At 68.5% G+C, this 26,992-nt stretch carries 28 protein-coding genes and 1 pseudogene; 13 read left to right on the top strand and 16 right to left on the bottom strand.

Annotation, left to right across the window (positions count from 1 at the left end):
• Positions 1-119 precede the first annotated feature (119 nt).
• Both NFL01S_RS11540 and NFL01S_RS11545 read right to left on the bottom strand, forming a co-directional pair.
• Positions 120-1,496 (bottom strand): class I SAM-dependent RNA methyltransferase, encoded by a 1,377-nt coding sequence (locus tag NFL01S_RS11540; RefSeq protein ID WP_062974304.1) that lies wholly within the window; start codon positions 1,494-1,496, stop codon positions 120-122.
• Between the two features lie 57 nt (positions 1,497-1,553).
• Entirely contained in the window at positions 1,554-3,542 is a 1,989-nt protein-coding gene (locus NFL01S_RS11545; protein WP_062974589.1) for an APC family permease, read from the bottom strand.
• A 219-nt stretch (positions 3,543-3,761) separates the two neighbouring features.
• Between NFL01S_RS11545 and NFL01S_RS11550 the strand changes: the two genes are divergently transcribed.
• Both NFL01S_RS11550 and NFL01S_RS11555 read left to right on the top strand, forming a co-directional pair.
• Positions 3,762-4,427, top strand: coding sequence for a potassium channel family protein (locus NFL01S_RS11550; RefSeq protein ID WP_062974305.1), 666 nt, complete (start codon positions 3,762-3,764; stop codon positions 4,425-4,427).
• Positions 4,428-4,429: 2 nt separating this feature from the next.
• Positions 4,430-5,149 carry a potassium channel family protein gene (locus tag NFL01S_RS11555; RefSeq protein ID WP_062974307.1) on the top strand — a complete coding sequence of 240 codons (720 nt, stop codon included), beginning with the start codon at positions 4,430-4,432 and terminating at the stop codon, positions 5,147-5,149.
• Between the two features lie 200 nt (positions 5,150-5,349).
• Here the strand turns inward: NFL01S_RS11555 and shbA are convergent, their stop codons facing one another.
• From shbA to NFL01S_RS11570, 3 genes are all read right to left on the bottom strand, one after another.
• Complete coding sequence (gene shbA, locus NFL01S_RS11560) at positions 5,350-5,988, bottom strand: RNA polymerase sigma factor ShbA (RefSeq protein WP_062974309.1); 639 nt, start codon at positions 5,986-5,988, stop codon at positions 5,350-5,352.
• A gap of 126 nt (positions 5,989-6,114) precedes the next feature.
• Positions 6,115-6,828 carry a DUF3159 domain-containing protein gene (locus NFL01S_RS11565; protein ID WP_063915919.1) on the bottom strand — a complete coding sequence of 238 codons (714 nt, stop codon included), beginning with the start codon at positions 6,826-6,828 and terminating at the stop codon, positions 6,115-6,117.
• 3 nt (positions 6,829-6,831) lie between these two features.
• Complete coding sequence (locus tag NFL01S_RS11570) at positions 6,832-7,236, bottom strand: OB-fold nucleic acid binding domain-containing protein (RefSeq protein WP_062974311.1); 405 nt, start codon at positions 7,234-7,236, stop codon at positions 6,832-6,834.
• A 90-nt stretch (positions 7,237-7,326) separates the two neighbouring features.
• Here NFL01S_RS11570 and NFL01S_RS11575 point away from each other — a divergent pair, with 90 nt between their 5' ends.
• The gene (locus tag NFL01S_RS11575; RefSeq protein WP_062974313.1) at positions 7,327-8,058 is read left to right on the top strand and encodes an alpha/beta fold hydrolase; all 732 of its coding nucleotides are present in this window, start codon (positions 7,327-7,329) and stop codon (positions 8,056-8,058) included.
• Positions 8,059-8,100: 42 nt separating this feature from the next.
• Here the strand turns inward: NFL01S_RS11575 and NFL01S_RS11580 are convergent, their stop codons facing one another.
• Positions 8,101-9,066, bottom strand: a complete 966-nt coding sequence (locus tag NFL01S_RS11580; RefSeq protein WP_062974315.1) for a DUF3710 domain-containing protein — start codon at positions 9,064-9,066, stop codon at positions 8,101-8,103.
• A gap of 1 nt (position 9,067) precedes the next feature.
• Positions 9,068-9,562, bottom strand: coding sequence for a dUTP diphosphatase (gene dut, locus NFL01S_RS11585; RefSeq protein ID WP_084492602.1), 495 nt, complete (start codon positions 9,560-9,562; stop codon positions 9,068-9,070).
• A 52-nt stretch (positions 9,563-9,614) separates the two neighbouring features.
• Between dut and NFL01S_RS11590 the strand changes: the two genes are divergently transcribed.
• The gene (locus tag NFL01S_RS11590; protein WP_062974317.1) at positions 9,615-10,130 is read left to right on the top strand and encodes a DUF3093 domain-containing protein; all 516 of its coding nucleotides are present in this window, start codon (positions 9,615-9,617) and stop codon (positions 10,128-10,130) included.
• Between the two features lie 13 nt (positions 10,131-10,143).
• On the opposite strand, the gene NFL01S_RS11595 is transcribed toward NFL01S_RS11590, so the two are convergent.
• Positions 10,144-10,446 (bottom strand): DUF4193 domain-containing protein, encoded by a 303-nt coding sequence (locus NFL01S_RS11595; protein ID WP_062974319.1) that lies wholly within the window; start codon positions 10,444-10,446, stop codon positions 10,144-10,146.
• Positions 10,447-10,840: 394 nt separating this feature from the next.
• On the opposite strand from NFL01S_RS11595, the gene cei reads away from it, so the two are divergent.
• Positions 10,841-11,521 carry an envelope integrity protein Cei gene (gene cei, locus NFL01S_RS11600; RefSeq protein ID WP_062974321.1) on the top strand — a complete coding sequence of 227 codons (681 nt, stop codon included), beginning with the start codon at positions 10,841-10,843 and terminating at the stop codon, positions 11,519-11,521.
• Between the two features lie 6 nt (positions 11,522-11,527).
• On the opposite strand, the gene NFL01S_RS11605 is transcribed toward cei, so the two are convergent.
• Positions 11,528-12,439, bottom strand: a complete 912-nt coding sequence (locus NFL01S_RS11605) for an inositol monophosphatase family protein (RefSeq protein WP_062974323.1) — start codon at positions 12,437-12,439, stop codon at positions 11,528-11,530.
• A 189-nt stretch (positions 12,440-12,628) separates the two neighbouring features.
• Here NFL01S_RS11605 and ppgK point away from each other — a divergent pair, with 189 nt between their 5' ends.
• Both ppgK and NFL01S_RS11615 read left to right on the top strand, forming a co-directional pair.
• Complete coding sequence (ppgK, locus tag NFL01S_RS11610; RefSeq protein ID WP_062974325.1) at positions 12,629-13,387, top strand: polyphosphate--glucose phosphotransferase; 759 nt, start codon at positions 12,629-12,631, stop codon at positions 13,385-13,387.
• A 168-nt stretch (positions 13,388-13,555) separates the two neighbouring features.
• Positions 13,556-14,926, top strand: a complete 1,371-nt coding sequence (locus NFL01S_RS11615) for an RNA polymerase sigma factor (protein WP_062974327.1) — start codon at positions 13,556-13,558, stop codon at positions 14,924-14,926.
• Positions 14,927-15,022: 96 nt separating this feature from the next.
• On the opposite strand, the gene eutC is transcribed toward NFL01S_RS11615, so the two are convergent.
• Together eutC and NFL01S_RS11625 are read right to left on the bottom strand one after the other, a co-directional pair.
• The gene (gene eutC, locus NFL01S_RS11620; protein WP_062974329.1) at positions 15,023-15,847 is read right to left on the bottom strand and encodes an ethanolamine ammonia-lyase subunit EutC; all 825 of its coding nucleotides are present in this window, start codon (positions 15,845-15,847) and stop codon (positions 15,023-15,025) included.
• Positions 15,848-16,010: 163 nt separating this feature from the next.
• Entirely contained in the window at positions 16,011-17,423 is a 1,413-nt protein-coding gene (locus NFL01S_RS11625; protein ID WP_062974594.1) for an ethanolamine ammonia-lyase subunit EutB, read from the bottom strand.
• Positions 17,424-17,599: 176 nt separating this feature from the next.
• Here NFL01S_RS11625 and NFL01S_RS36070 point away from each other — a divergent pair, with 176 nt between their 5' ends.
• The gene (locus NFL01S_RS36070) at positions 17,600-17,995 is read left to right on the top strand and encodes a hypothetical protein (RefSeq protein WP_062974331.1); all 396 of its coding nucleotides are present in this window, start codon (positions 17,600-17,602) and stop codon (positions 17,993-17,995) included.
• Positions 17,992-18,359, top strand: a pseudogene (locus NFL01S_RS37765) (response regulator transcription factor); the annotation flags it as partial. The gene NFL01S_RS36070 and the pseudogene NFL01S_RS37765, both read left to right, overlap by 4 nt.
• A gap of 166 nt (positions 18,360-18,525) precedes the next feature.
• Here NFL01S_RS37765 and NFL01S_RS11640 read toward each other — a convergent pair.
• Positions 18,526-18,885 carry a DUF952 domain-containing protein gene (locus NFL01S_RS11640; protein WP_062974333.1) on the bottom strand — a complete coding sequence of 120 codons (360 nt, stop codon included), beginning with the start codon at positions 18,883-18,885 and terminating at the stop codon, positions 18,526-18,528.
• Positions 18,886-19,156: 271 nt separating this feature from the next.
• On the opposite strand from NFL01S_RS11640, the gene NFL01S_RS11645 reads away from it, so the two are divergent.
• Entirely contained in the window at positions 19,157-19,351 is a 195-nt protein-coding gene (locus NFL01S_RS11645; RefSeq protein WP_030521621.1) for a DUF7455 domain-containing protein, read from the top strand.
• Positions 19,352-19,435: 84 nt separating this feature from the next.
• On the opposite strand, the gene NFL01S_RS11650 is transcribed toward NFL01S_RS11645, so the two are convergent.
• Complete coding sequence (locus NFL01S_RS11650) at positions 19,436-20,245, bottom strand: TetR/AcrR family transcriptional regulator (RefSeq protein ID WP_307615087.1); 810 nt, start codon at positions 20,243-20,245, stop codon at positions 19,436-19,438.
• 511 nt (positions 20,246-20,756) lie between these two features.
• Between NFL01S_RS11650 and NFL01S_RS11660 the strand changes: the two genes are divergently transcribed.
• Both NFL01S_RS11660 and NFL01S_RS11665 read left to right on the top strand, forming a co-directional pair.
• The gene (locus NFL01S_RS11660; protein WP_062974598.1) at positions 20,757-22,508 is read left to right on the top strand and encodes a DEAD/DEAH box helicase; all 1,752 of its coding nucleotides are present in this window, start codon (positions 20,757-20,759) and stop codon (positions 22,506-22,508) included.
• Complete coding sequence (locus NFL01S_RS11665; protein ID WP_062974336.1) at positions 22,508-23,059, top strand: hypothetical protein; 552 nt, start codon at positions 22,508-22,510, stop codon at positions 23,057-23,059. The genes NFL01S_RS11660 and NFL01S_RS11665 overlap by 1 nt, the downstream gene beginning before the upstream one ends.
• A 426-nt stretch (positions 23,060-23,485) precedes the next feature.
• On the opposite strand, the gene NFL01S_RS11670 is transcribed toward NFL01S_RS11665, so the two are convergent.
• Entirely contained in the window at positions 23,486-24,250 is a 765-nt protein-coding gene (locus NFL01S_RS11670) for a MerR family transcriptional regulator (protein ID WP_307615089.1), read from the bottom strand.
• A gap of 21 nt (positions 24,251-24,271) precedes the next feature.
• Between NFL01S_RS11670 and NFL01S_RS11675 the strand changes: the two genes are divergently transcribed.
• Positions 24,272-24,733, top strand: coding sequence for a DUF6194 family protein (locus tag NFL01S_RS11675; protein WP_062974602.1), 462 nt, complete (start codon positions 24,272-24,274; stop codon positions 24,731-24,733).
• A 54-nt stretch (positions 24,734-24,787) separates the two neighbouring features.
• Here NFL01S_RS11675 and NFL01S_RS35355 read toward each other — a convergent pair whose 3' ends face one another.
• A complete protein-coding gene (locus tag NFL01S_RS35355; RefSeq protein WP_157116468.1) occupies positions 24,788-24,952 on the bottom strand; it encodes a hypothetical protein in 165 nt (54 codons plus the stop codon).
• 280 nt (positions 24,953-25,232) lie between these two features.
• Positions 25,233-26,990, bottom strand: a complete 1,758-nt coding sequence (locus tag NFL01S_RS11680) for a DEAD/DEAH box helicase (RefSeq protein WP_062974604.1) — start codon at positions 26,988-26,990, stop codon at positions 25,233-25,235.
• Between the last annotated feature and the right edge of the window lie 2 nt (positions 26,991-26,992).

Below are 26,992 nucleotides of genomic sequence, written 5' to 3' on the forward strand. Positions count from 1 at the left end.
CGGCCGTCGGCTGCTCCGGAGCGTGGGCCGGCGCTCCCGGACCGGGGCCGCGGCTGCACCCTGCCGGCATACCTCCGGCCACGACATCCGGTATGCCGTCCCGGTCCTCGGCTCGCCTCTCAGCGTTCCAGCAACGCGAGGCATTCCACGTGGTGGGTCGCGGGGAACGCATCGAAGGCGCGCAGCGCGCCGAGCCGGTAACCGGCGTCCAGGTACAACCGGAGATCGCGGGCGAAGGACGCTGGATCGCAGCCGATATGCACGATGCGATCCGGCGCGGCCGCGGTCACCGCGGAGATCACCGGTTTACCGGCCCCGGCACGCGGCGGATCGAGCACAACCACCTGCGGCCTCGACTCCGAGCGGTCCGCGACCCACCGCTCGACCCGGCCGGTCTGCAAGGTCAGCCACGGTAGGTCGCCGAGCGCATCGTTGCCGTCGGCGACCGCCCCGGGCGCGGATTCGACCGCGTACACCGTGCCTGCGGACCCGGTCTGCGCCGCCAGCCGAGCCGCGAACACGCCCACACCGCTGTAGAGGTCCCAGGCGGTCGCTCCCGGTGCCGGATCGGCCCATTCGGCGACGAGGTCGGAATAGCGTTCGGCGGCGCCGCGGTGCGCCTGCCAGAAACCGGCGGCCGAGACGTCCCAGCGGCGGCCCGCCACGTACTGGACGGCACGGCCGGTGCCCTCGGCCACCCATTCGTCGCGCGCGGTATGCGCGGCGGCGCGACGGGCCACGGCGCGACGCCGCTGCCCGTTCGGGGTGTCGGGCAGCGATTCGCCGGGCCCCGCCCGGCGTTCGGGTTTCCGCGGTGCACTCCGCCGCCGGTCCCCCGGGCCGCGGCGAGCGTCCCGCGGGACCGCACCGCGAAACTCTCCCGGCTGCGGCGCCGGGGCGAGCTCGACGATATGCCGATGCCCTTCGTCGTCGACCGCAACCACCAGATCCGCGCCGGGTGTCCAGCGTCGCCCGGCGATCCCGTCGAGCGCGGCGGGAACCGGTTGCGGACATCGCAGGTCCGGGAGCACATCGGCACTCCGGTACCGGTGCACGCCCGCCCTCCCGGCGGCGTCCACCACGAGCCGGATCCGGGTTCGCCAGCCACCGGCCGAATCGGGCGGTCCGGGAATCGGCTCGACCACCGGTTCCCGTTCCATCCCGGCGATCCGGCGCAGTTGTTCCGCGACGACCATCGACTTCAACGCCCGCTGCGCGGACGGAGTCGCATGCGCGAAATCACAACACCCCGCGCCGCCCGGGCCCGATACCGGGCAGGTTCGCGGCACCCGGTCCGGTGAGGGCTCCAGGATGTCCACCGCATCGGCTCGGCAGAACGCTCCGCCCCGATCCTCGGTGACCCGCGCCGCGACCAGTTCGTCCGGCAGGCCGTGCCGGACGAACACCACTCGCCCCTCGTACCGGGCCACACAGAACCCGCCGTGCCCGGGCGGGCCCAGCCGCACCTCGAGCATGCGATCGCGCCAGGAACTCATCGAACCGTTTCTCCCTGTCCGCGTTGAATGCTGTCTGCCCGGGCACTCGCCGCGAACTCACCCATTGTCGCCGTACCCGCGGCGCACCGACCCCGGCGCCGCATGCTCGCCCCCCGCACGCGCCCGCGCCGAGGAACTCAGCTGCCACGGCACGCTGGTCACCATCACTCCCGGTTCGAACAGCAGACGGCCCTTCAGCCGCAGCGCGCTCTGGTTGTGCAGCACCTGCTCCCACCAGTGACCGACGACGTATTCGGGGATGAACACCGTCACCACATCGCGAGGCGCGTCCTTGCGTACTCGTTTCACGTAGTCGAGAACGGGTTTGGTGATCTCGCGGTAAGGCGACTCCACGACTTTCAACGGTACCGGGGTATCGCTGTTCTCCCAGTCCCGCACGAGTGCGCGGGTATCCTCCTCGTCGACGTTCACCGTGATCGCCTCGAGCGTGTCCGGGCGGCCGGCACGGGCATAGGCCAGCGCGCGCCGGGTCGGCAGATGCAGCCGCGACACCAGCACGATCGAATGGGTCCGGCTGGGCAGAACCCCATCCCATTCGTGTTCCTCGAGTTCGCGGGCCACCGAATCGTAGTGGTGGTGGATCATCTTCATCACCACGAAGATCACTGCCATCGTCACGATCGCGATCCAGGCGCCGGCGAAGAACTTCGTGACCAGCACCACTACGAGCACCGCACCGGTGGCCACCAGCCCGAGCGCGTTGATGGCCCGCGACCGCCGCATCCGCGACCGCTGCGCCGGATCGGTTTCCCGGCGCAGCAACCGGGTCCAATGCCGCAGCATGCCGGTCTGGCTCAGGGTGAACGAAACGAACACGCCGATGATGTAGAGCTGGATGAGTTTGGTGACTTCCGCGTCGAACGCCACCACGAACCCGATCGCCCCCACCGCCAGGAACAGGATGCCGTTGCTGAAGGCCAGCCGGTCGCCGCGGGTGTGCAGCTGCCGGGGCAGGAACCGGGCCTGGGCCAGGACCGAGCCGAGCACCGGGAACCCGTTGTAGGCGGTATTGGCCGCCAGAACCAGGATCACCGCCGTCACCACCGCCACGAAGTAGAAACCGGGCGTGAATGTGTCGAACACCGCGTGCGCGATCTGCGTGACCAGCGTTTTCTGCTGGTAGTCCGCCGGGGCACCGATCAGATGCGCCGTGTTCTCGGCGAAAACCACATGCGCTTCGCGGGCGAGCACGATGATGCCGAGAAACAAGGCTATGGAGATACCGCCGAGCATCAGCAGCGTAGTCGCGGCATTACGCGATTTCGGTTTGCGGAATGCCGGGACGCCGTTGCTGATCGCCTCGACACCGGTCAGTGCGGCACTCCCAGAGGAAAAGGCGCGGGCGAGCATGAACACCAGCGCCACGCCCGCCAGATACTCTTCCTCGGCCCGCAGTTCGAACGCGGCCGATTCGGCTCGCACTTCGTCGCCGAGGACGAAGATGCGAACCAGGCCCCAGCCGAGCATCGCGAACATACCGATCAGGAACGCGTACGACAGCAGTGCGAACGTCCGCCCGGATTCGCGCACTCCGCGCAGGTTCATCGCGGTGAGCAGGGCGATGGCGGCCACCGCGAACAACACTTTGTGGGTGGCCACGAACGGGATGGCCGATCCGATGGTGGAGGCAGCCGAGGATATCGAGACCGCGACCGTCAGCACATAGTCCACCAGCAGCGCGCTGCCGACCGCCAAGCCCGCAGTGGGACCGAGATTGGTGGTGACGACCTCGAAGTCGCCGCCGCCGGACGGATAGGCGTGCACGTTCTGCCGATAGCTGGCTACCACGATGATCATCACGACCGCGACGGCGAGTCCGAGCCACGGGGCGTAGGCATAACCGGCGAGTCCGGATACCGACAGAACGAGGAAGATCTCCTCGGGCGCATAGGCGACCGAGGACATCGCGTCCGAGGCGAATACCGGCAGCGCGATTCGTTTCGGCAGCAGGGTGTGACCCAGGGCGTCACTACGGAATGGCCGCCCCAGCACCAAGCGTTTGGTGGCGGTCGTCAACTTCGACACTGGACGGAGCATAAGCCCCCGCACCGCCCGTCGCCGCCAGGCATTACCGGATTACCGGTTTGCCCGGGTTCGGCAGGGGGAATCTGGCAGAGGGCGCGAACCGGCGAGTACGGTTCGTTTCGCGGCAACCGCGTGGCTACGCGGGAACACCGGCCGCGGGGCTGTGCCGCACGATCGGGCGCGGCCGTCGGCAGTACGGAGTCAGGAGCGGGATTCACGGTGTACGTGGTGATCATGGGATGCGGACGGGTGGGGGCCTCACTGGCCCGTGCTCTGGTCCGGATAGGGCATGAGGTCGCCGTGATCGACCGGAATCCGGAGGCGTTCCGGCGACTGGGCGACGATTTCCCGGGCGAACGGGTCACCGGGGTCGGTTTCGATCGCGATGTGCTGCGCCGGGCGGGTATCGAACGAGCCGGCGCGTTCGCAGCGGTCTCCTCCGGCGACAACTCCAACATCATCTCCGCCCGGGTGGCGCGCGAGATGTTCGGTATCGACCGCGTGGTGGCACGGATCTACGACGCCAAACGCGCTGCCGTCTACGAGCGGCTCGGCATCCCGACCATCGCGACCGTGCCCTGGACCACCGATCGTTTCCTGCACAACCTGCTGGGCGATGCGGGCACCACCACCTGGCGCGACCCCACCGGTACGGTCGCCGTGGCCCAACTGGTCCTGCACGAGGACTGGTACGGGCGCACTGTGCGTGATCTGGAGAGTGCCACCGGCGCCCGGGTCGCGTTCATCATCCGCTTCGGGCAGGGCGTCCTGCCCGACGCCAAAACCGTCGTCCAGGCCGACGACACCGTGTACGTGGCCGCGACCTCCGGTTCCGCCGGTGAAGCGGTCGCGCTGGCCGCGAAACCCCCAGCGAACAAGGACTGATCATGAAGGTGGCCATTGCCGGAGCCGGGGCCGTCGGCCGCTCCATCGCGCGCGAACTGCTGCGGTCGGGGCACACTGTCATGCTGCTCGAACGCCAGCTCGACCATATCGACCGGGATTCGGTGCGCGACGCGGTCTGGGTGCACGCCGACGCCTGCGAACTGCAACTGCTCGAGGACGCGGGCCTACAGGACTACGAGGTCGTCATCGCCGCCACCGGCGACGACAAGGCCAACCTGGTGCACAGCCTGCTGGCCAAAACCGAGTTCGGGGTACGCCGGGTGGTGGCGCGGGTCAACGATCCCCGCAACGAGTGGCTCTTCGACGAGGCGTGGGGGGTCGATGTCGCGGTTTCGACCCCACGGCTGCTGGCATCGCTGGTGGAGGAAGCGGTCACGGTGGGCGATCTGGTCCGGTTGATGACTCTGCGGCAAGGTCAGGCGAACCTCGTCGAACTCACCCTGCCGCCCGATACCACCCTGGCCGGCAAACCGGTTCGCAGCCTGCGCCTGCCGCGTGATTCGGCCCTCGTCACCATCCTTCGCGGCGGGCGGGTGATCGTGCCGCAGCCCGACGATCCCTTCGAAGGCGACGACGAACTGCTGTTCGTCGCCTCTGCCGAGGCCGAGGAGGAACTGCGCTCGGTACTGGCACCGATCGGCACCGCCGAAACACCGGCCGGCGCGGCGGAGTTGACCCCCTCGCAGGACGCCGAATACTGACCACCATCCCCGGTCACTCATGGGCAGGGCCCGCCCGGTTCTGGAGCGAGGGAGAGAGCGCAGCGACCGACCGGCGGGAGTGAAGAACCGGGTTGATAGGATCCCGCCCTCGAGACGCGGAGCGTCTCCACAATGACATCCCGCGCCTTCATGATGGCCCACCCAGCAGCTCGGGTCCGAGAGCGGCTCCACAATGACAGTCAGGCGGCAACGGGCCGCTCGGCCCGGGCCCGCAGCTTGTTCAGGGCGCGGTACTGCAGGACCCGGACCACCCCGGCGCTGGTGCCCAGTTCTGCCGCGGTTTCGGCCGCACTCAAGCCGAGCACGATCCGCATCACCAGTACCTTCTGGTGCACCGGATTCAGCTGCTGCATGAGTTCGCGGGCCACCGCGCCCCGTTCGGCCGCCAGCGCCCACTCCTCCGGACCCGCCGCCGTCGAAGCCAGATCGGGAATTTCCGCCACGGGGTAGACCGGGTGGACCTGTGCACCGCGAAAGGCGTCGGACACCTTGTTCGCCGCGATTCCGTAGACGAAGGCAAGGAACGATTTTCCCTGGTCCCGGTAGCGGGGGATCGCGGCGACGGTGGCCATGAGGACTTCCTGCGTTACATCGTCGGCCGTCACATGCAGATGTGCCGGGTTTCCCAGCCGGGTACGGCAGTAACGCTGTACCAGTGGTTGCACCAGCCGCAGGATCTCGGCCACCGCGCGGCGGTCACCGCCTGCCGCGGGTTCGACCAGGAGGTCGAGTTCGGCGGAAACCAGGCGGCTCTGTGACCGCACCGGATGCTCACGCCCCCGCTCCGGACGTGTGATCGTGTGCTGCTCGGTACGCATTCGCCAGTCCTCTCGGCAGATCGTCTTCTCCAACGATCGTCCGTTGAACGGCGCTGTCGGGATAGACACCAAAGGGTGGGTCATCCGCCACCCTGGCGATTCGGGTGCGTGCCGCGAATTTTCGGGTCAGGCGGCGTGCCGAGCCGAGGAGGCCGGAAGATGACCGGCCCGGCGTACCGCCCAGACGGTCACTACGAGGGCGAGCGCGGTGAGCGGCCACCCCATCGCGATCCGGGCGGCGGCGAGCCAGCCCGTGCTGTCGGCCGCGTACAGATGGTGCTGCACCAGATAGCGGGCGCCGAAAACGAGCACCCAGGCGGCGGTCGCCACATCGTAGAGCCGTACCACGCGGGAATCGCTGCGCCAGGCGACGCCGTGGCCGTTGAGTACGCCCCACACCACGCCGACGAGTGGCCTGCGGACCAATATCGAGATCAGGAACGCGGACCCGTAGACGAGGCTGGTGTAGATGCCGAACAGGAAGAACCCCTTGGCCTCCCCCACCCGCCAGGCGATCAACGCGCAGATCCCGACGCCCAGGAACCCGGAGATAGCCGGTTGGATCGGCTCCCGGCGTACCAGCCGCCAGACCAGCACGGCACCCGCCACACCCAGTGCCGCCCAGATCGCCACGGTGAGGCCGAGCAACGCGTTCATCGGAACGAACACCAGCACCGGCAAGGTGGAGTAGATCAGCCCGGCGAAACCGCCCAGCTGTTCGAGCAAAGTCTGCTGCGCGGGCCCGGCCCGCTCCTCATCCGGTCCATCGTCCGCGGACGGTTCCGGTGCGGGGATGGTCCGCGGTAGCGGCGTGGTGGCGTACTCGTCGCTCGATGCCATGCGTCAGCTGTTTCCGCGCAATTCGTAGTAGGGGTTGTAGATCACCTTGCGGCCCTCGCGTTCTCCGATACGGCCGCGCACCATGATGCGCCGGCCCGATTCGATACCGGGTATCCGGCGCCGCCCGATCCACACCAGTGTGATGGCATCGGTACCGTCGTAGAACTCCGCCTGCACATTCGCCCCGGTGGCCTGCGGACACGAATCGACGCTGCGCAATCTGCCCAGCATCGTCGCCTCCTCGCCACGCCGGCACTCCGAGACCCGGCAGGCGCCCGAAGCGTCCGCCGACTCCGCCAGCTCCTCGGCGTCGAGCTGATCGAGATCCTCGGTCAACCTGCGGCCGAGCCTGCGAAAATATCCGGTAGCGGACTTGGCGCCCGCCTTTCTTCCGGCCGAGGAAGACATCGCTTGCTCTCCTGTGCGCGGACGGCGTGGGTCGCACGTCATCCGAGATTCTCTGCTACGGCCCGGCTGTGGCCGTACCCGCCACTGTAGATGGGTACCGGCGGCACCGCTACGCTCGGTCCGGTGTTCGATTCCCCACGTCCGGCAGTCGTGGTCGCGCTCCCCGGCACCGGCTCCGATGCGCATTTCGCCCGTCGCGCCTTCGCGCCCGCCTGCACTGCACGCGGGCTCGAGCTGATAGCAGTCGATCCCGAACCGGGCGCGGTGATCGCCGGCTACCTCGCCGCCCTGGATACCGCTGCCGCCCGTGGCCCGGTCCTGGCCGCGGGCATCTCCCTGGGGGCGGCGGTAGCGCTGGAATGGGCGGGCCGCCGTGCGGCCGGGGATGTGTCGGGCGTTATCGCCGCACTGCCGGCCTGGACCGGCCCCGATACGGCGCATTGCCCCGCTGCTCTCAGCGCCTCGGTCACCGCCGCACAATTACGCGCGGAGGGTCTCGAACCGGTCGTCACTCGGATGCGGGCGAGCAGCCCGCGCTGGCTCGCCGACGCACTCACCCGTTCCTGGCGCTCACAGTGGCCCGGACTCCCGGACGCATTGGAAGAAGCCGCCCAGTACAAATGGCCGGAGACGGTGCTGCTGGACACTTTGGCGGTCCCGCTGGCGGTGATCGCCGCCGCGGACGATCCGGTGCATCCGGTCGCCGTCGGCCGGGAATGGGCACGCCGCGCGCCACGCTCGGTGATCACCGAGGTCACCCTCGACGAGCTCGGCGCCGACCCCGCGGTGGTGGGCCGGCTCGGCCTGCGGTACGCCCGCTGACCGAACGCGGCCCCTTCGACCGGACGGCGGAGGACGAGGTCGTCAGCCGCGGCCGAGCTGCTGCATCGCCGAACCCTCGGCCCCCCGGCGCGGCTGCGGTGGCTGCTGCGGAGGTAGCACCGAACCGGTCTGCGCCGGCCGCGGGGCGGTCTGCTGCACGGCAGCAGCCTGCTGGGCCTGCTGAGCCTGCTGCTGTTGCTGCTGCTGATGGGCTGCGGTGAGCTGCTCGGCGAGCTGTTGCGGGAGCACCACCGGCAGCGGTTCCCGCACCGGGAGCGCATCGGTGCCGCGGCGGATGATCGTTTCGCTGAGCACTGCCCGGGCCGCGGCCACCAGCGGGCTGCCGACCGCCGTGGACCCCGACGGACCGGCCGCCACCAGGCGGATCATCCATCGATAGCCGTCCACACCGATGAACCGCAGATCGGCCCCCTCGGTAACGGCAACCAGTTCACGGCCCCACGGCCCCTTCTCCACCGAAACCCGGGCGCCGTCCTTGCGCAGCGATTCCGCGAGGTCGGCCGCCACCGTGCGCCACTGCCCCTTGGACTTGGGTGCGGCATAGGCCGCGACCGTGATCCGTCCGTGTTCGGTGGCCAGATGCACAGCCTGCGGAGTGCCCTGCGGGGTCATCTCGACCTGCAGCTGCCCGCCCGGCGGCACCGGCAGGATCACCGACCCGAGATCGAGCCGGGTATCGGTGAATTCCGCCAGCACCTCGGCGACATCGTCGTAGTCGTAGGGACCGCGCCGGTGCGGCTCGGTATCGGGATCGTCGATCGCGGCGTCGTAGGCGTCGCTGTAGGCGGCGCCGCCGTACCCGTCGTCGTAGCTGTCGTCGTGGTCACCGGGGTACCGATCGTCGGCGGCGCGGTGATATCCGCCGTCGTCGTACTCGTCGTACTCGCCCTGGTACTCGCCGGTGCGGTATTCGCCGGTGCGGTATTCGCCGGTGTCGTACCGTTCGTCCTCGGATCTGCGTCCGCCCGATTTCCGTCGTCCGAACATGTCAGGCCTCCTTGCCCTGGGCGCCGTCGGCACCGTTCGGGATCAAACTCGCGTGTCCCCCGCTGGACCCGTACCCACCCGCACCGCGCACGGAATCGTCGAGCCGGTCCACCGCCACGAAATCGACCAGTTCCACGCGTTGCACCAGCAACTGCGCGATCCGGTCGCCCCGGCGCAATTCGATGGGTGTCCGTGGATCGTGGTTGATCAGGCACACCTTGATCTCGCCGCGGTATCCGGCGTCGATCGTTCCCGGTGTGTTCACCACGGACAGGCCTGTTTTGGCGGCCAGGCCGGACCGGGGATGAATGAGCCCGACCGTGCCCACCGGAAGCGCGATCGCGATACCGGTGCCGACCAGCACCCGCTCTCCCGGCTCCAGGACGACATCCTCGGCGGTGCACAGGTCCACGCCCGCATCGCCGTCATGGGCGCGACCGGGCATGGGAATCCCCGGATCCAGCCGGAGCAGTGGTATCGGTGAGAGTGCGTTCACGTCCGACCAGCCTACGCGCAGAGTCGGCGGGCATGTCGCTTAGTGTTGAGTCGTGTCCGACCAGCCTCGACTCACCGAAACCGGCCACCCGGCACGGCCGGCGCCACCTGTCCATCGCGAACGCCTCTGGGTACCGCTGTGGTGGTGGCCGGTGGGCTTCGCACTCGCCGCCCTGCTCGCCGCGGAAGTCCATATGGGAGCGCCCGGCCTGCGGGCCTGGCTGCCGTATGTGCTGCTGCTCCCGATCCCGGTCTGGGTTCTGCTCTGGTTCAGCCGGCATCGGGTCGAGGTTGCCGCCGACAGCAGCGGAACACCGGAACTGCGCGTCGACCGTGCGCACCTGCCGGTCTCTTTCGTGTCCCGCGCGACGGTGGTGCCCCGCAGCGCCAAGACCGCCGCCCTGGGCCGCCAGCTCGACCCGGCCGCCTATGTCCAGCATCGCCCGTGGATCGGCACCATGGTGCTGCTGGTGCTCGACGATCCGGACGACCCGACGCCGTACTGGCTGGTCAGTACGCGCCGACCCGAAGAGGTGCTGACCGCGCTCGGAATTCCGAGCGCGGAATGACCTCGCGCCGCCGTCAGGCCGCGCAATCCATGCAGATCAGCTGACCGCCGGCCTCACTGGCCAGGCGGCTGCGGTGATGCACCAGGAAACAGCTCGAACAGGTGAACTCGTCCGCCTGTTTCGGAACCACCCGAACTGTCAGCACTTCCTCGGACAGGTCCGCGCCGGGGAGCTCGAACGACTCCGCGGTATCGGATTCGTCGACATCCACGACGGCGGACTGGGCTTCGTTGCGACGCGCCTTCAGCTCCTCGAGCGAATCCTCCGAAACATCGTCGGTTTCGGTGCGCCTCGGTGCGTCATAGTCGGTTGCCATGTCGTCTTCCCCTCGTCCTTACTCCGTATATCCGGATCGGCGTACGCCATCGGTTTCGACCGCGGCAGCCGCCCCGCCGGTGGTGCACTTCACATGCGTACCGGTCTCCTATCAGGGTGAATCCGTGGACACACCGCCGATAGCGTCCGGACAACGCGTGAGTTGCCCTGGTTGTTCCCGCGACCGATCGCCGATTTACTCACCGATGTTTCGGTCTGGGCGGGCAGACAATAGCGGACCGTGCGGAAATTGTCGCAATCGAAACCCAGCTGTGTCGAAACCGCCGGGCAATCGATACGCCGGGGTCACGGCCGCGTGAGAGGCGCCGGCCCGGCACGCCCGCCGACGACCGGGTAATGCGTGGGCCCCGGACTCGGGTACGTACAGTATCGACGTGGTTTCACTGATCACCGAAGGCAGTTCGACGGATGCCAAAGGCCGTCCCTACCCGCGCCGGCGGATGCGCCCCTGGCTCATTCTGGTCGTTGTGCTCACGCTGATCTGCGCAGCTCTGTGGACCAGTGCGCTGACCACCAAGGACGACGACTACACACCGATGGCCTGTAATTCGCCGAGTCCGGCAACCGATCCCAAGGCGGCCCCGCAGCCGTTGCCCGGGCAGCGGCTGAGCGCGGACTCGCTGGCCGATGTGGAACCCGCTCCGATGGCGGAGACGAAGGTGCGCGTCCTCAACGCGAACGGCCAGCGCGGGCAGGCCGCGCACGTGGCGGCACAACTCGGCGATCTCGGCTTCCGCAGCGTGTCCGGCGACCCGTACGGTAACGATCCGATATACGCCAACGGTGATCTCGAATGCACCGGGCAGATCCGGTTCGGCGAGAGCGGGCGTCCGGTCGCGGCCGCCGTCCAGCTGGCCGTGCCCTGTGCCGAACTCATCGAGGACAAGCGCGCCGACACCAGCGTCGACCTGGTCCTGGGCTCCGTATTCGGCGGTGATCTGCAACCCAACAACGACGCCGAAGAAGTGCTGCGCTCACTGAAGAACCCAGTGAGCGGCGAGAGCCCGGAAATCGACCCCGAGATGCTCGAGGCGGCCCGGACCGCACGCTGCTGAACGCGCTCAGAGGTCCGGAATCGGCGCGGACAGCGCCAGCCGGTCCAGCAATGCGAACAGTTCGTCGCTGATCCCGGGCGCGGCGGCCACCACCAGCGCCCCCGCGGAACCCGCCGTCGCCAACGGCGGTAAGCGCAGCACCGCTCCGGCCTCGGCGGCGATCAGCCCACCGGCCGCCCAGTCCCACGGGTTGAGCCCGTGCTCGTAATGGGCGTCGACCCGCCCCTCGGCGACCATGCACAGATCCAGCGCGGCCGCACCGATGCGACGGATATCACGCACATGGGGCAGCAGTTCGGCGACGTAGGCAGCCTGCCGGGTCCGCCGTGCCACGCCGTAGCCGAAGCCGGTGGCTACCAGCGCCAGCCGCGCCGAGCGCACCGGATTACAGCGCAATGCGGTCGTGTTTCCGCCCGGGCCGATCCGGTCGGCTCCGAGGCCCGATCCGGCGGCGTACACCGTCGAGGCGGCAATATCGGCCACCGCGCCGGCCACCGGGCGGCCGGCGCGTACGGCGGCCACGGAAACCGCGTACGCAGGGATCCCGTACAGGAAGTTGACCGTGCCGTCGATCGGGTCGACCACCCAGACCACGTCGTCGTCACCGGCCGCGGCCAGATCGCCACCGCCTTCCTCACCGAGGATGTGATCGCCGGGGCGCAGCCGGGCCAGTTCGTCGCGGATCAGCTGTTCGGTTTCGATATCGACGACGGTCACCGGGTCGGTCGGAGTGCTCTTGGTGCGGACGGCGGCATCCGACATGCCGGTGGGCCCGAATACCTCGGGCCGGCGTGCCCGGACATGGGCGGCCGCGATACCGGCGAGATGGGTCGCGATCCGGCGCAGCAACGCGGCGTCGGCGGGAGCGGGTTCGGTGGCAGCGGTCAGAGACCAAGTCGATTCCGGCACGCTCACCATCGCAGCACAGATCCTGCAGGCCGGGCATCCGGGCGCGCACATTACTCTTGTCGTGCACACCACACCGGCCCGAGTCGGTACGGGGGCGGCGAGCGCGGGGCCGAGTGGCGGATCAGCGCCGTTCGGGTACTCGCGCGTCCCCCCGGCGCCGAACGGCAGCAGCCAGCACAGGGAACGAGGGAAACCCGCATGTCCGCTCGACGGCACGCGTTCGGGATCGATATCGGCGGCAGCGGCGTCAAGGGCGCCGCGGTCGACCTCGAAACCGGGGAACTCCGGCACGAACGCATCAAGACCGCCACCCCGCAACCGTCCACTCCGGACGCGGTCGCCACGGCCGTGGCGCAACTCATCGCGCAGGCGGACTGGGACGGACCGGTGGGGCTGACGCTGCCGTGTGTCGTCCTCGACGGCATCGCTCACACCGCCGCCAATGTCGACAAATCCTGGATCGGTACCGATGCCCGGACCTTGTTCTCCGACGCCCTCGGCGGCCGGGAGGTCACGGTCCTCAACGATGCCGATGCCGCGGGGCTGGCCGAGGACCGTTTCGGTGCCGCCCGCGATATCGACGGCCTGGTCCTGCTGCTGACCTTCGGCACCGGAATCGGGTCGGCACTGCTCAACAACGGAACCCTCGTGCCGAACACCGAACTCGGCCATCTCGAGATCGGCGGCATGGAAACCGAACACCGGGCCGCGGCCTCGGTGAAGGAACGCGAAGATCTGAGCTACCCGGAGTGGGCGACCCGGGTCAGCACCGTGCTGCGCGGGCTGGAAGACCTCTTCTGGCCGGCGGTTTTCGTCGCCGGCGGTGGGATAAGCCGCGACGCCGACCAGTGGATTCCCCTGCTCACCAACCGCACCCGGGTGGTGCCCGCCGATCTGCGCAACACAGCGGGTATCGTAGGCGCGGCCATGGCTGTCGATGCCGGAATCACCCCCTGAAGATGTCCGCCGCACAGGCAAGGGCACACTGGTCGATCGTTACAATGGAAGGACCCCGGCGGTGAGCCGGACACCCGACCGGCGTTTTAGCCGGTAAACCCGACAGACCGCTCCGCCGGAATACTACTCTGGCGTGACGCCGCACGAGACCGTCACGAAAGGGCGTACGTGGTAGCCACGAATACCCGTCAGACAGCCGAATCGGCCGACGCCGAGGCCCCGGAAGTTCCCGCGGCACGCCCGGCCCGCAAGGCCGTGGCCAAAAAGGCCCCGGCCAAGAAAGCCGCCGCCAAGAAGGCTCCCGCGAAAAAGGCGGCCGCCAAGAAGGGCGCGGCCAAGAAGGCCCCTGCGAAGAAGGCCGGTAGCGCAGGCGCGCCCGGCCCGGGTGAGGAGCAGCCGGACGACGAATCGCTCGATGTGGCCGATCTCGGAGATCTCGAGGTCTCCGAGGACGACCTCACCGACGAGGGCGACGAACTGGTGGCCGAGGTCGCCGGTGAGGAACCCGAGGCCGAGACCGCCGAACCCACCGCGGCCGATAAGGCCTCCGGTGATTTCGTCTGGGACGAGGAAGAATCCGAGGCGCTGCGCCAGGCCCGCAAGGATGCCGAACTCACCGCATCCGCGGATTCGGTACGCGCCTACCTCAAGCAGATCGGTAAGGTCGCACTACTCAACGCCGAGGAGGAGGTCGAACTCGCGAAGCGGATCGAGGCCGGCCTCTACGCGGCCGAGAAGATGCGCGAGTTCACCGAGGCCGGGGAGAAGCCGCCGGTCGCGATCCGCCGCGATTTCAATTGGATCATCCGCGACGGCAACCGCGCCAAGAACCATCTCCTCGAGGCGAACCTGCGTTTGGTGGTATCGCTCGCGAAGCGCTACACCGGCCGCGGTATGGCCTTCCTGGACCTGATCCAGGAAGGCAACCTGGGTCTCATCCGCGCGGTGGAGAAGTTCGACTACACCAAGGGCTACAAGTTCTCCACGTACGCCACCTGGTGGATCAGGCAGGCCATCACCCGCGCCATGGCCGATCAGGCCCGCACCATCCGTATCCCGGTGCATATGGTCGAGGTCATCAACAAGCTGGGCCGTATCCAGCGCGAGCTGCTCCAGGATCTGGGTCGCGAACCCACCCCGGAGGAACTGGCCAAGGAAATGGATATCACCCCGGAGAAGGTGCTGGAGATCCAGCAGTACGCCCGGGAACCCATTTCGCTGGATCAGACCATCGGCGACGAGGGCGACAGCCAGCTCGGTGATTTCATCGAGGATTCCGAGGCCGTGGTCGCGGTGGACGCGGTCAGCTTCACCCTGCTACAGGATCAGCTGCAGTCGGTGCTGGAAACCCTGTCCGAACGCGAGGCGGGTGTGGTCCGGCTGCGGTTCGGTCTCACCGACGGCCAGCCGCGGACCCTCGACGAGATCGGCCAGGTGTACGGGGTCACCCGTGAACGCATCCGGCAGATCGAATCCAAGACCATGAGCAAGCTGCGTCATCCCAGCCGCTCCCAGGTCCTGCGGGATTACCTCGACTGAGACATACCGGGCCTCTGCTCCGCGCCACGGCCCCTGAACACGTCGGAACCACCGGTTCCCGCGATGCTCAGGGGCCGTGGCGTGCCGGTCCCCGGGTCACCGTTCGCTCTCGTCGATGGCTGCCGCGGGCCCCGGCAACACCGGATCCCCGGACCTATCCTTCAGCTCGACACCGGAGCGACCGAGCCGGTGCGCGCCGTCGACCAGGCCCGCCGTCACTTCCGCGGCCCGCCGGTAATCCAGGCCCTCCGGCGGGTGGATATTGGAAATGCAGTTACGGTCCGCATCGGTGGCACCCGGACGCGGCCGGTGGGTGAGATAGACGCCGAGACTGTCCGCGACCGATAAGCCGGGACGCTCCCCGATCAGTACGAGAACCGTCGCCACTCCGAGCGCGGCACCGATATGGTCACCGAGCGCAACCCGGGCCTGGGTGGCCACCACGGGCACGGCAACCGAATAGCGCGGCCGCAACAGTTCCGCGATTGCCCCGAGCAGGAGCGGACCGTGCTCGGTGAGAGCCCGGGCCGAAAGACCGTCCGCGAGAACCACGCCGATGGACGGCCTGTTTCCGGCGCCGGACGGAATCGGGCCGAGTGGAATCGGCCCCTCGGCCGGTAGCCGGCCCAGATCGGGACGGCGCAGGTATTCGGCACGGTCGCGTGCCCGGCTCGCTACGTGGACCGGTTCGCCGAGCCCGAGGGCCGCGATCCGCGCCGAGAAGGCGGTCACGTCCAGTGCAGTGCGTACCGCATCGCGGGCACGGGCATGCGCCGCGGCGAATTCGAGCACCCGCCGGGTCGGCAATGCATCACCGGCCCGGCCCAGACCGATCCGCGCCTGGGTGAGCGTGCGTAATCCGGCCCAGAACGTATGGCCGGCGCCGGTCCCCGTCCGATAACCGTCGCTACCGATCCCCATGGTCCATACCCTTTCCGCCCGGATCGATCATCCCCGAACCCTTCTGCGCCGTAACCGGTTGCACCGGCCCGGCGGCGAGTACATACGCCTACAGGATGCGTTCCGCCCCTCGGAGCGGGAGTCGGGAACCGCTGCGGGGAGCGAACGGTTCGGCTTGCGGCGTCTATACCAGGGCGCGCAGCGGTGAGGCGGACGGCGGTATCGCCCGCACCCGGCCGGTATCGTCAAGCATTCCGAGCCGGTCCAGCCAGCCCGCGAACTCGGGGGCCGGGCGCAGTCCGAGCACCCGGCGAGCATAGAGCGCGTCGTGGAAACTCAGGCTCTGGTAGCCGAGCATCACATCGTCGGCACCGGGCACCGCGATGACGAAGGCACAGCCCGCGGCACCCAGCAAGGTGAGCAGGGTGTCCATATCGTCCTGGTCGGCTTCGGCGTGGTTGGTGTAGCAGACGTCCACTCCCATCGGCAGACCCAGCAGTTTGCCGCAGAAATGGTCCTCCAGCCCCGCGCGGACGATCTGTTTGCCGTCGTACAGGTACTCCGGGCCGATGAATCCGACCACGGTGTTCACCAGAAGAGGTCGCAGTTCGCGGGCCACCGCGTAAGCCCGCGCCTCCAGCGTCTGCTGATCCACCGGTTTCCCGCCCGTACCCAGATGCGCGCCCGCCGACAATGCCGATCCCTGGCCGGTTTCGAAATACATGACGTTGTCGCCGACGGTACCGCGGCGCAGCGATCGCCCCGCGTCCTCGGCTTCCCGCAGCAGCGCCAGATCCACCCCGAACGCGGCGTTCGCGGCCTGCGTTCCCGCCACCGATTGGAAGACCAGATCCACCGGTGCCCCCGCGGCGATCAGATCGATGGTGGTCGTGACATGGGCCAGGACGCAGGACTGAGCGGGGATGTCGAAACGGGTGCGGATATCGTCGAGCAGCGCCAGCAGATCGGCCGCCGCCCGCGGGGAATCGGTAGCGGGATTGATCCCGATCACCGCGTCACCGCAGCCGAGCAGCAGCCCGTCCAGCACGGCGGCCGCGATACCGCGCGGATCATCGGTCGGATGATTGGGTTGTAATCGGGTGGCGAGCGTACCGGGCAGCCCGATGGTCGTCCGGAAGGCCGACCGCACCCGAACCGCCCGTGCCACCGCGATGAGATCCTGGTTCCGCATGATCTTGGCGACCGCCGCGGCCATCTCCGGGGTGAGACCGGGCGCCAGATCACGCAGCGTCGCGGCGGGATCCGAGATCCCTTCACCGGCCGCGATACTCAGCAGCCGGTCGCGCAGATCCCCGACCGTGCACGAGGCGATCGGCGCGAACGCGATCCGGTCGTGGGTATCCATGATCAGCCGGGTCACCTCGTCGGTCTCGTACGGCACCACCGGCTGATCGAGGAACTCGGCCAGCGGGAGATCTGCCAGCACCCACTGGGCCGCGGCCCGTTCGGCGTCCGTGGTCGCGGCGCATCCGGCCAGTTCGTCACCACTGCGGCGCGGAGTGGCCTTGGCCAGCACCTCCACCAGACCGTCGAATCGATAACTCGTACCGCCCAACTGCTGGGTGTAGACAGTCATCCGCCGGTCCCGTCCGTCCGGGCCGCTGCGGGCCGGCACTGCGGGCCGAGAACGCATACGGCCGAAATATGCCGTGACCATGAACGATACCGAGCGATGCGGGGGTGTGTTCAGTACGACGGCGGATCGTTATTTCGATGGACTCCCCGCGGCGAGCGGTGTGCTGAGATCGAGGAATGCAACGGTGGTCGGCATTATCGGCGACGGGCAAGGACCTCGTCATCGCGATCGTCTTGTTCGCGTTCGGCTCGCTGATGTATCTGGCCGGCTTCCATCTGCTGTTCGTCTCCGCCGACGGCCCGTCCACACCACTGGCACCACGTTTCGCGTTGCTGGCGATGGTGTGCGCGGTACTGCTGGTGCGGCGGCGAGCGCCGATCATCGCCATGGTGGTGGGCCTGATCCCGCTGGCGTTCGATCTGATGCTCGGGCCGACGCTGCCGGTATGGCTCTTCTACTCCGATCTGATCTATGCGGCGGTCGTCTACGGCACCCACCGCCAAATGCAGGGGGCGGTGGTGGCGTGGCTGACGTTGTCCGCGGGCGTGGTGCTGGCGATGACCGAGGACTGAAGTCTGCCTCGGGTCCGGCACTGATCGAAGCGGTCCGGGCGATCGCTGCCGGGGACGGTGTTCTCGCCCCGGAGGTGACCCGCGCGGTGATCCAGGCCTTCGCCGGTACGGACTCCACGCCCCGGCCGGAGCCTCCCCGAGTGTGGCCGATCTCACCGGCCGGGAACGCGAAGTCCTGGACTGCCTGGGCGCCGGGTTGTCCAACGCGCAGATCGCCGCCCGGCTGTTCATCGGGGAGACGACGGTGAAAACGCATGTATCGCGGGTATTGGCCAAGCTCGGACTGCGGTCCCGCGTGCAGGCCGCGATCCTCGCCCGGGAACTGGCCACGGAACCGGAGGGTGAATCGAGCGTTCGGCTGTAGTGCCGGCGCCGATCTGCTGCGCGTCCGGGCACCCGGAACAGGTTGTGGCCGCGATCTTCGCCGTTGTCCGGGCCGGCCGCTCATCATCCCTCGGCCCTTGCACGAGGACGCGCGCAGCCGGTCCGGTCGGCCGGTCGGCCGGTCAGCCGGTCAGCCGGTCAGCCGGTCAGCCGGTCAGTGGAAGGTACATCCCGTCCGGGCCGGGCCGATACGGTTCCACGCCGATCACGGCTGACACCGGAATCGGACCGTACAGGTGCGGGAAACGTAGCGCGGGATCGTCGCCGGGAACGCCTGGTTCCCACCGCACCGGGGCGTCCAGTCGCGCGGGATCGAGCCGGAGCAGCAGCATATCGGACCGGCCGGCGAAAAGCCGGTTCGCCGGCAGGTGCACCTGGTGCGGCGCCGACAGGTGCACGAAGCCCTCGGTGGCCAGGGAGGCCGGCCGATGCCCACCCCATTGCCGCGCGGTGGCCCACTCACCGGGAGAACAGAGGTGAACAAGGGTGTGAGTGTCACAGGGCACGGGTAACCTCCGATACACAACTCGACAGTCGTACCGGGCAGCGGGACACCGTAATTTCCACGCCCGGCCGGAGGTGTTCGCCACAGGCGGAAACCGCTGGTCGTGTTAGGGAAAACACAGTCGTTCCCCACAGGGAACAAACCCAATGCCCGGAACGTCTGACAGAGTAGTCATACCACTGCTGGGAAGTAGCGGAAGCGAGCCCGCGGAGTGACCACGGGCCTCACACCAGGTGAACGGTCTCTGTGCCGGAAGCCAGGACGGAGGAGTCATGCCAGGAACCCTGACTAGCACCCCACTGACCGCGGTCGATCGCTGCGATCGCTGCGGGGCGGCGGCCCGTGTGCGTGCCGTTCTGCCCGCAGGTGGCGAGTTGCTCTTCTGCCAGCATCACGCGAACGAACATATGGAACGACTGCGTGAGCTGGACGCCGTGATCGACACGGAGTCCGCTCCCGCCCTCTGACCGTCCGCGCGTCCGACACAACAGCATCGAACAACAGAACACCGCTTATTCGTGGCGGGCGACCCTCCGGTCGCCCGCCACATCTCATCCGGGCAGGATCGCCTCGATCAACCGCGCGAGCCCGTATGCGAAATCTCCGGCCGGATCGCCCGGTGCCTGATACAGCTCGCCGACCGCGGCCCCCACCCTGGTCGACAACGGGTATTCGGCGGCGGGCATGACCTCGGTCAGCAGGGGCCCGTAGGTCTCCCACCAGTCGGCGTCGGATTGCTCCCGACTGCTGCGGGCTGCGGCGAGCGCGGTGCGCGCGTTCCCGGTGGCGAACTGGGTGAGGACAGAGATCACCCGGTCCATCCCGGGATCGTCGAGACCGATACCGTCCACTGCGGCCAACTGTTGCTCGTAGCGCCGCGTCCGGCCCGGCCCCAGCACCATCCGCCACGACGGCACCTCGAACAGCCACGGATGTGCCAGGTATTCGTCGCGGATCTGCCGGGCGACCGCGGACAGCCGCTCCCGGGCCGGTACATCGGTGGGCAACGGCGCGCCGGCAGCGGCGACCGCATCGACCATCAACACCGTGAGCGCCTCCTTGCTGGGCACATAGGTGTACAGGCTCATGGGCCGCAACCCCAGTTCGGCGGCAACGGCGCGGATGGACACTTTCTCGTAGCCCTCCCGGTCGGCCAGGCCGATCGCCGCGGTGACGACATCGTCGACGCTGACGGTCTGCCGGGGGCCGCGTCCACCCGTCCGCGGCGGCAGACTGTGCCGCCACAAGAGCTCCAGCAGGGTTCGTGCCGGGTCGCCGGCTCGCTTCGTGCCATCTTTCCGACTCCCGGCCGAGGCTTCTACCTGGCCGTGGTCAGCCGCATTCGGTGCCGACTCGCTCACGCTGGGCCCACCCGACAGGAGCGAAGCCCTGGACAGTGGCGCTCGGCGGCCACCACCACCCGACCCGGCTCGCTCACATGGTATCCACGGGTCATGAGCGAGACCTCCTTCGTATGAGTCTTTCCTGCTCTCTCCCCGCCGGAGATGTGCACGCCGGGCCCCGGTCGGCTCCGGTCCCGGGGCGCGCCCATCGCCGGCATCGGCGGCGCCTCCGAAATCGGCCGGGGCACCGCCGCCCAACTCCTCGCCGGCCGCGGCGATACCGCACGGGGTACGGCGGGCTTGTTCGTGCACCGCTGCCCAGCGGTGCACCGGATGATGGCTCCGGCGGTCGGCCGATGCGGGTAGCCGCCCATAGTTCTCCCTGTTCTCGGTGCGGGCGCCGCCCGTGCGGCGGCGCCCGGAACAAATCCGGTGCCGTACGCGTTCCGAATATTACTCCGTACGCAATACGCTGATATTGGGGGTCCCCCTGCCTACCGTCGAAACCACCTACCTGCCCGATCGGCACATGTTCGCACTGTGGACATGGACGGGTCGCGATACCGGACCGCCGCCCCCGGGGCTCGGCGATTCCGCGACTCTGCCGCTGATCGTTCCCGGCGGAACCACCGCGCAGCTCCGCGCGGGCAGCGCCCACCTCCAGGTCGCGCAGGTCCACTGCGCTCTGGTGGATCCCGAACGATTCGCTGCTCTCCCGGTCGACCGTCCCGGAAACTCGACATGCGCCTGGCAATCGACTCTGACCGGTGCCGCGGCGCAGCTTCCGGTGGCCGCACACGCCGTCCCCAACGCCCAGGGCACCGCGATCGTGGACGCCGAGCACGCCCTCGCGGTTCTTCGCGATACCGCCGAGGCAGCCGATCGGATGCGGACCCGGTTGAAGGCCGACCTGCGCCCCTATCAGGTGCGGGGGATCGCCTGGCTGCGGGACACCGTCACACGCCACGGTGGCGCGGTCCTGGCCGACGAGATGGGTTTGGGCAAAACCTTGCAAACCATCGGTCTACTCACCGAACGCGCCGAGCAGGGCACTCAACTGGTGGTGTGCCCGACCTCCCTGGTCGGCAACTGGGTGCACGAGATCAACCGATTCGCACCGAGTCTGCGGCCGGTGCCCTGGCGGGGAGGGCCGGTGGAAACCGGACCCGGAACCGTCGTCGTCACCGGCTATCCCGTGCTGCGCCTGCACGGCAGCGGGCTCACCGGCACCGGGTGGGCAACGATCGCCTACGACGAGGCCCAAGCGCTGAAGAATCCGCGAACCCAGGTGGCGAAGGCGGCGCGGGCGCTGTCCGCCGGCGCGGTCGTCGCCCTCACCGGAACGCCTGTCGAAAATCACCTCGACGAACTGTGGGCGCTCCTGCATCTGGTCGCACCGGGAATCTTCGGGCACCGCACCCAGTTCCGGCGCCGGTTCGTAAAACCCATCGAACAGGGTTCGTCCGACGCTGCCGCGCGGCTGCGGGATGCGATCGAACCCGTTCTGCTGGCGCGCCGCAAGGATCAGGTCGCTGCCTCACTGCCCGCCAAGATCCACTCGGATCTGCTGTGCGATCTGACCCTCGAGCAGGAACGGCTGTACGACAGTCTGCTCGACCGGGCCGTGGACGAGGGGTTCGGCACCGGCGCCGGTCGGCAGACCCGGATCCTGGCGGCACTGACCGCCTTGAAACAGGTGTGCAACCATCCCGGGCTCATCAGCGGCGAAACAACCGAACTCGCCGGGCGATCCGGCAAGCTCGACCTGTGCACCGATATCGTCGCCGGCAATCTCGACAATGCCGCGCCGACACTGATCTTCACCCAGTACCGCGACACCGGTGAGCTACTGGTCCGGCATCTGCACGAACAGTTCGCGATCACCGCGCCCTTCTTCCACGGCGGGCTTTCACAGACCGAACGTGCCACCCTCGTCGACGATTTCCAATCCCCCGAGGGCCCGCCGGTACTGGTGCTGAGCCTGCGGGCAGCCGGTACCGGGCTCACTCTGACCCGAGCCGCCGATGTGATCCATTTCGACCGCTGGTGGAATCCCGCGGTCGAATCCCAGGCCTCCGACCGGGTGCACCGCATCGGCCAGACCCGCACCGTGACCGTCACGACCCTCACCTCGTCGACCACCGTGGAAGAACATATCGCGGATATGCAGCGGCGGAAATCCGCGCTGACCGATTTCGGCGCCGGTACCGGTATCGCCGAACTGGCCCGGCTCGACGACGACCGGCTGGTCGAGATCCTGCGACGGAAGCGAGGCAACTGATGGCGGACAACGAATTCGGTTACACCCGCTGGGGAATGGACTGGGTGCGCTTGGCCGAACCACTGCGCCAGACCCGCCCGGATCCGCTGCTGCCCCGCGCGCGCAGTATCGCCCGCAACAACGGCGTCCGCACCGAGGCCGAGGGCCGGATCGTCCGGGGGCATATCCACCGCGGCGGTCAGGCATCGGTCACCCATATCGAACTCACACCGCTCCCCCGGCCTGTCGTGACCGCGCTGGCCCCGATTGTGGGAATCGCACCGACGGTGCCGACCGACGAGATGTATGCCGCCGCGGCCGATGCGGGCCTGCCGGTGGCTCCGGTTCCGGCGGCGATCGACTGCTCCTGTACCGCCCGTACCGAACGATGTGTGCATGTTCTGGCGACCTTTTACGCAGTGGCGCGCCAAGTGGACGAGAACCCCCGATTCGGACTGGACCTACAGGGCTACGGTCATGATCCGGGGCCGGACGATACCGCGGCCCCCGCCGAATCTCCACGCTGGATACCGCTCAACACCGTCGATCCCACAACGTATTTCGACGTGTGAACAATGTGTTCGACACCGGGGATTCCCCGGCGGGCATCATCGCTCGACGGTCCGATCCAGGACGGGTACCTCGTCGCTGTCCCTGCGGGCAGTTGCTGCCGGGTACCGCCGGCGCGCCCGCCGGCGGTACCCGATCCACCGGCTCGGGGCCACAGATCACGAACTATCTCCACGTCGCGTCCGCGCGACGACGAGGACGGTTTGCGGGTTCGGGCCGCGACAGGCACGAACCTCGACCGGGAGGCCCAGCAGTGCGGTGAGCGTTGCGAACCGCGCTGCGCGGCCGCTTATCGGGCCGACTCGGTGATGTGTCACGCAGGGCAGCCCGTGCGGGGCCGGCCCGCAGGAGCTGCCCTGCGTAGCTCTCGATCACGGGTGACCGATCATGATCCCTCGGCAGTGGGCGCAACAGAACGTGTCGGGCGGTCACCCTTCCCTGGAGAGGCCGAGTAGCGCGCTCAGCGCGGCAGCAGCATCCAACAGGGCATTCGCACGAGAGTCGAGCCGGGCGTCGCGCGCCGTCAGCGCCGCCGCCAGATCGTCCCAGCGGCGCCACCCGCGGAGTTCGGGGACCAACTGCCGCAGGGATTCGATCCCGTAGCCGGCGAGGCGGAGCTGGTGCACCAGCCGCGCGGCCCGGACATCGTCGGGTGTGTACACGCGGGCTTCCCGGGGGCCGGTACGGTGCGGCACCACCACACCGGCGGCGTCCCAGTGCCGCAGCGTCGAGGGGCGCACGCCCAGTGCCCGGGCGAGTTCGGACACATTCATGGCGTCGGCCGGGTGAATTCCGGCAACGGGCTCGTCCGCTATGGCACGGGCCGCAGTCCGCGCCGCGTCGAGGTCCCGGCGTTCGCGGTCGAGTCGGGCGTGCGCGGTGTCGAGCAGCGCGAACATGTTCCGCAGATCTCGTCTGTGCACCGCGCGCAGGATCGTTTTCGCTGAACCCGGATCGGCCCCCGCGGTGAGCGCACGGTACGCGCGCGCCGACCAGACGTGGGCCTCGCCGTATACGCGGTAACCGGCCGCGGTCCGGGGCGCCGCGGGCAGCGCACCGTCACGCTCCAGATTGCGTAACTGCTGAACGGAGTACCCGGTCCGCCGCGCGACCTCCGCAGTACGTAGACCATCCGAGTTGCGGATTTCGAAACAACTACCTGCCGATATATGACCGAAAGTCTCCACAAGCACTTCAATGTAACGCTTGAACTCATGACCATCGACGAGATCATCGATTACCTCGCCGCGTTCGAGGGCGTGCTGACGCTGCGGCCGGGCCCTGGCGACGGGTCTCCCGAGCTCTCCTGGGGCGATTCGTTCTTCTACTACGCACCCGGCGGTGCGGTCCCCGCCCGGACGCAGCCGTTCGCCACCATCGTGACCAAGAACTATCCGGGCGACGAACTCTCACAGCTCGACCGCCCGGGCAGTTTTCGCCTGAATATCAGCGCCGGACCGGATGCCTTCCGCAAATGGACCGGCCATACGCCACGCGACGCGAATTCCGTCCAGGACGACCCGAGCGCCCGCGACACCGTGGTCGCCCACCCCGTGTACGGCACCGCAGGCTGGCTGGCGGTCGTAGACCCAGGAGCACGTACCGCCGAGGCCGTTCAGGAACTGCTCGCGACCGCGCACGGCCGCGCCCGGGCACGCTCGGAAAGGAAGCGCTAGACAACCATGCCCGGTCCGGCTTCCGCCGGCCACACACTCTCGGCCCGGTACCGGTCACGCATTCGCGCCGCTGTCGACCATGACGAAGGTCACCGTGATGCTGAGCCGGCCGGACCGCCGAGGAACGCGAGCGGCGGCGATATCGTCGGCAGCACCGTAGCGTCCGAGCGCAGCGCGGCCGGCCTGGCCCTCGGAACGAGGCCCTTGGGAGTCGCCCATGGCCGGGGCACCGATCCCACGGCTGCGTGGTCGTCCTGAGGGGCGTGCACACCACCCGAACAGCAGACGTCGCGACGTTCCCCACCGGGAAGCCGGCACCATGGTCCGCGCACTACTCGCCGCGGCGTCTTCGACGGCGAATTATCCGCAGATACCGATACCGCAGGACTCGCCGGGTTCTATACGACGGTCCTGTACGGCCCGTTCCTCCGCGCACGCGACGGCGCCGGTTACGACGCTCTTACCCGCGCCGCGACAGCCTGGCCCGCCGGCCAGATCATCACATCCGTCGCAACGCGGCAATACGTTCGGTCAGCTGATCTGCCGTGGCGAGCGCTGTCGGCGGGCCACCGCACTGGCGGCGCAGTTCGCCGTGGATGACTCCGTGCGGTTTACCTGTGCGGTGGTGATGCATCGCGACCAGACTGTTCAGTTCGCGACGCAGTTCACCCAGTTTGTCGGCGGTCGCCACCCGCTCGGCGGCATTACCGGCGGCGGCCCCACCGGCGGGGTCGGGAACCGGTGTGGTGGAAACCGGTTCGGGCTTGGACCGCTCGGCGACCTGACGCGCCTGACGTTCCCGCAGGAGTGCACGCATCTGCTCGGCGTCGAGCAAACCCGGAATACCCAGGTAATCCGCCTCTTCGGCACTACCGGAGAACGTTGCCGTGCCGAACGAAGACCCGTCGTAGATCACCTGGTCGAGTTCGGCGTCGGCGGCCAACGGGACGAACCGTTTCTCTTCCTCACCGGGTTCGTCGCGCTGCTTGTTCGCCTCGGTCAGCAGCTCGTCGTCGAGACCGTCCTTCTCCCGATGCGGTTTCCCGATCACATGGTCGCGCTGTACCTCCAGTTGCGCGGCCAGATCCAGCAGAACGGGCACCGAGGGCAGGAACACACTGGCCGTCTCACCACTCCGGCGGGCACGCACGAAACGGCCGATGGCCTGCGCGAAATACAAGGGTGTGGAGGCACTGGTGGCGTACACCCCGACCGCCAGCCGCGGGACGTCCACCCCTTCGGACACCATGCGCACCGCGACCATCCACGGCTGATTACCGGTGGCGAACTCACCGATCCGGGCCGAGGACGTCGGGTCGTCGGACAGCACCAGTACCGGTTTGTTACCCGTGAGATGTTCCAGGAGTTCGGCATACAACCGGGCGCGTTCCTGGTCGGAGGCGATCACCAGACCGCCCGCATCGGACATACCGCCCTCGCGCAGTTGCGCGAGCCGCATATCCGCGGCGCGCAGGACGGCGTAGATCCAGTCGCCCGCGGGGTCGAGCGCGGTGCGCCACGCCCGGGCGGTCTGCTCGGCGTTCAGCGGTTCGCCGAGCCGGGCCGTGTACTCCTCGCCCGCGCTGTCGCGCCAATGCGCCTCACCCGAATACGCGAGGAAAACCACCGGGCGCACGACACCGTCGGCCAGCGCCTCCGAATAACCGTAGGAATGATCCGCCCGCGACCGCGGCAGACCGGCTTCGTCGGGTTCGTAGGTGACGAACGGGATCTGGCTGTCGTCACTGCGGAACGGGGTACCGGTCAGCGCCAGCCGCCGGGTGGCGTCGCCGAAGGCCTCGGCCACCGCGTCACCCCAGCTCTTGGCGTCGCCCGCGTGATGGATCTCGTCCAGGATCACCAACGTGCGACGGTTCTCCGTGCGCACCCGATGCTTGAACGGATGCGCCGCCACCTGGGCGTAGGTGACGACCACGCCGTGATAGTCCCCCGAAGTGGCGCCGGTCGTATTGGAGAAATTCGAATCCAGCGCGATCCCCGATCGCGCCGCCGAGGCGGCCCACTGGTGTTTGAGATGCTCGGTCGGCGCGACCACGGTGATCTGGTCGACCGTTCGATCGGCCAGCAGTTCGGCGGCCACCCGCAGCGCGAACGTGGTCTTACCGGCGCCCGGGGTCGCAACAGCAAGGAAATCACGGGGTTTGGTGGCCAGATAACGGGTCAGGGCGCGCCGCTGCCAGGCACGCAGGGATGCGCCCGGAACTGCCGTCGCCGTGGCGCCGCTCGTATCGGTCACGG

Source organism: Nocardia flavorosea NBRC 108225 (genome assembly GCF_001613385.1).
Taxonomy (GTDB): domain Bacteria; phylum Actinomycetota; class Actinomycetes; order Mycobacteriales; family Mycobacteriaceae; genus Nocardia; species Nocardia flavorosea.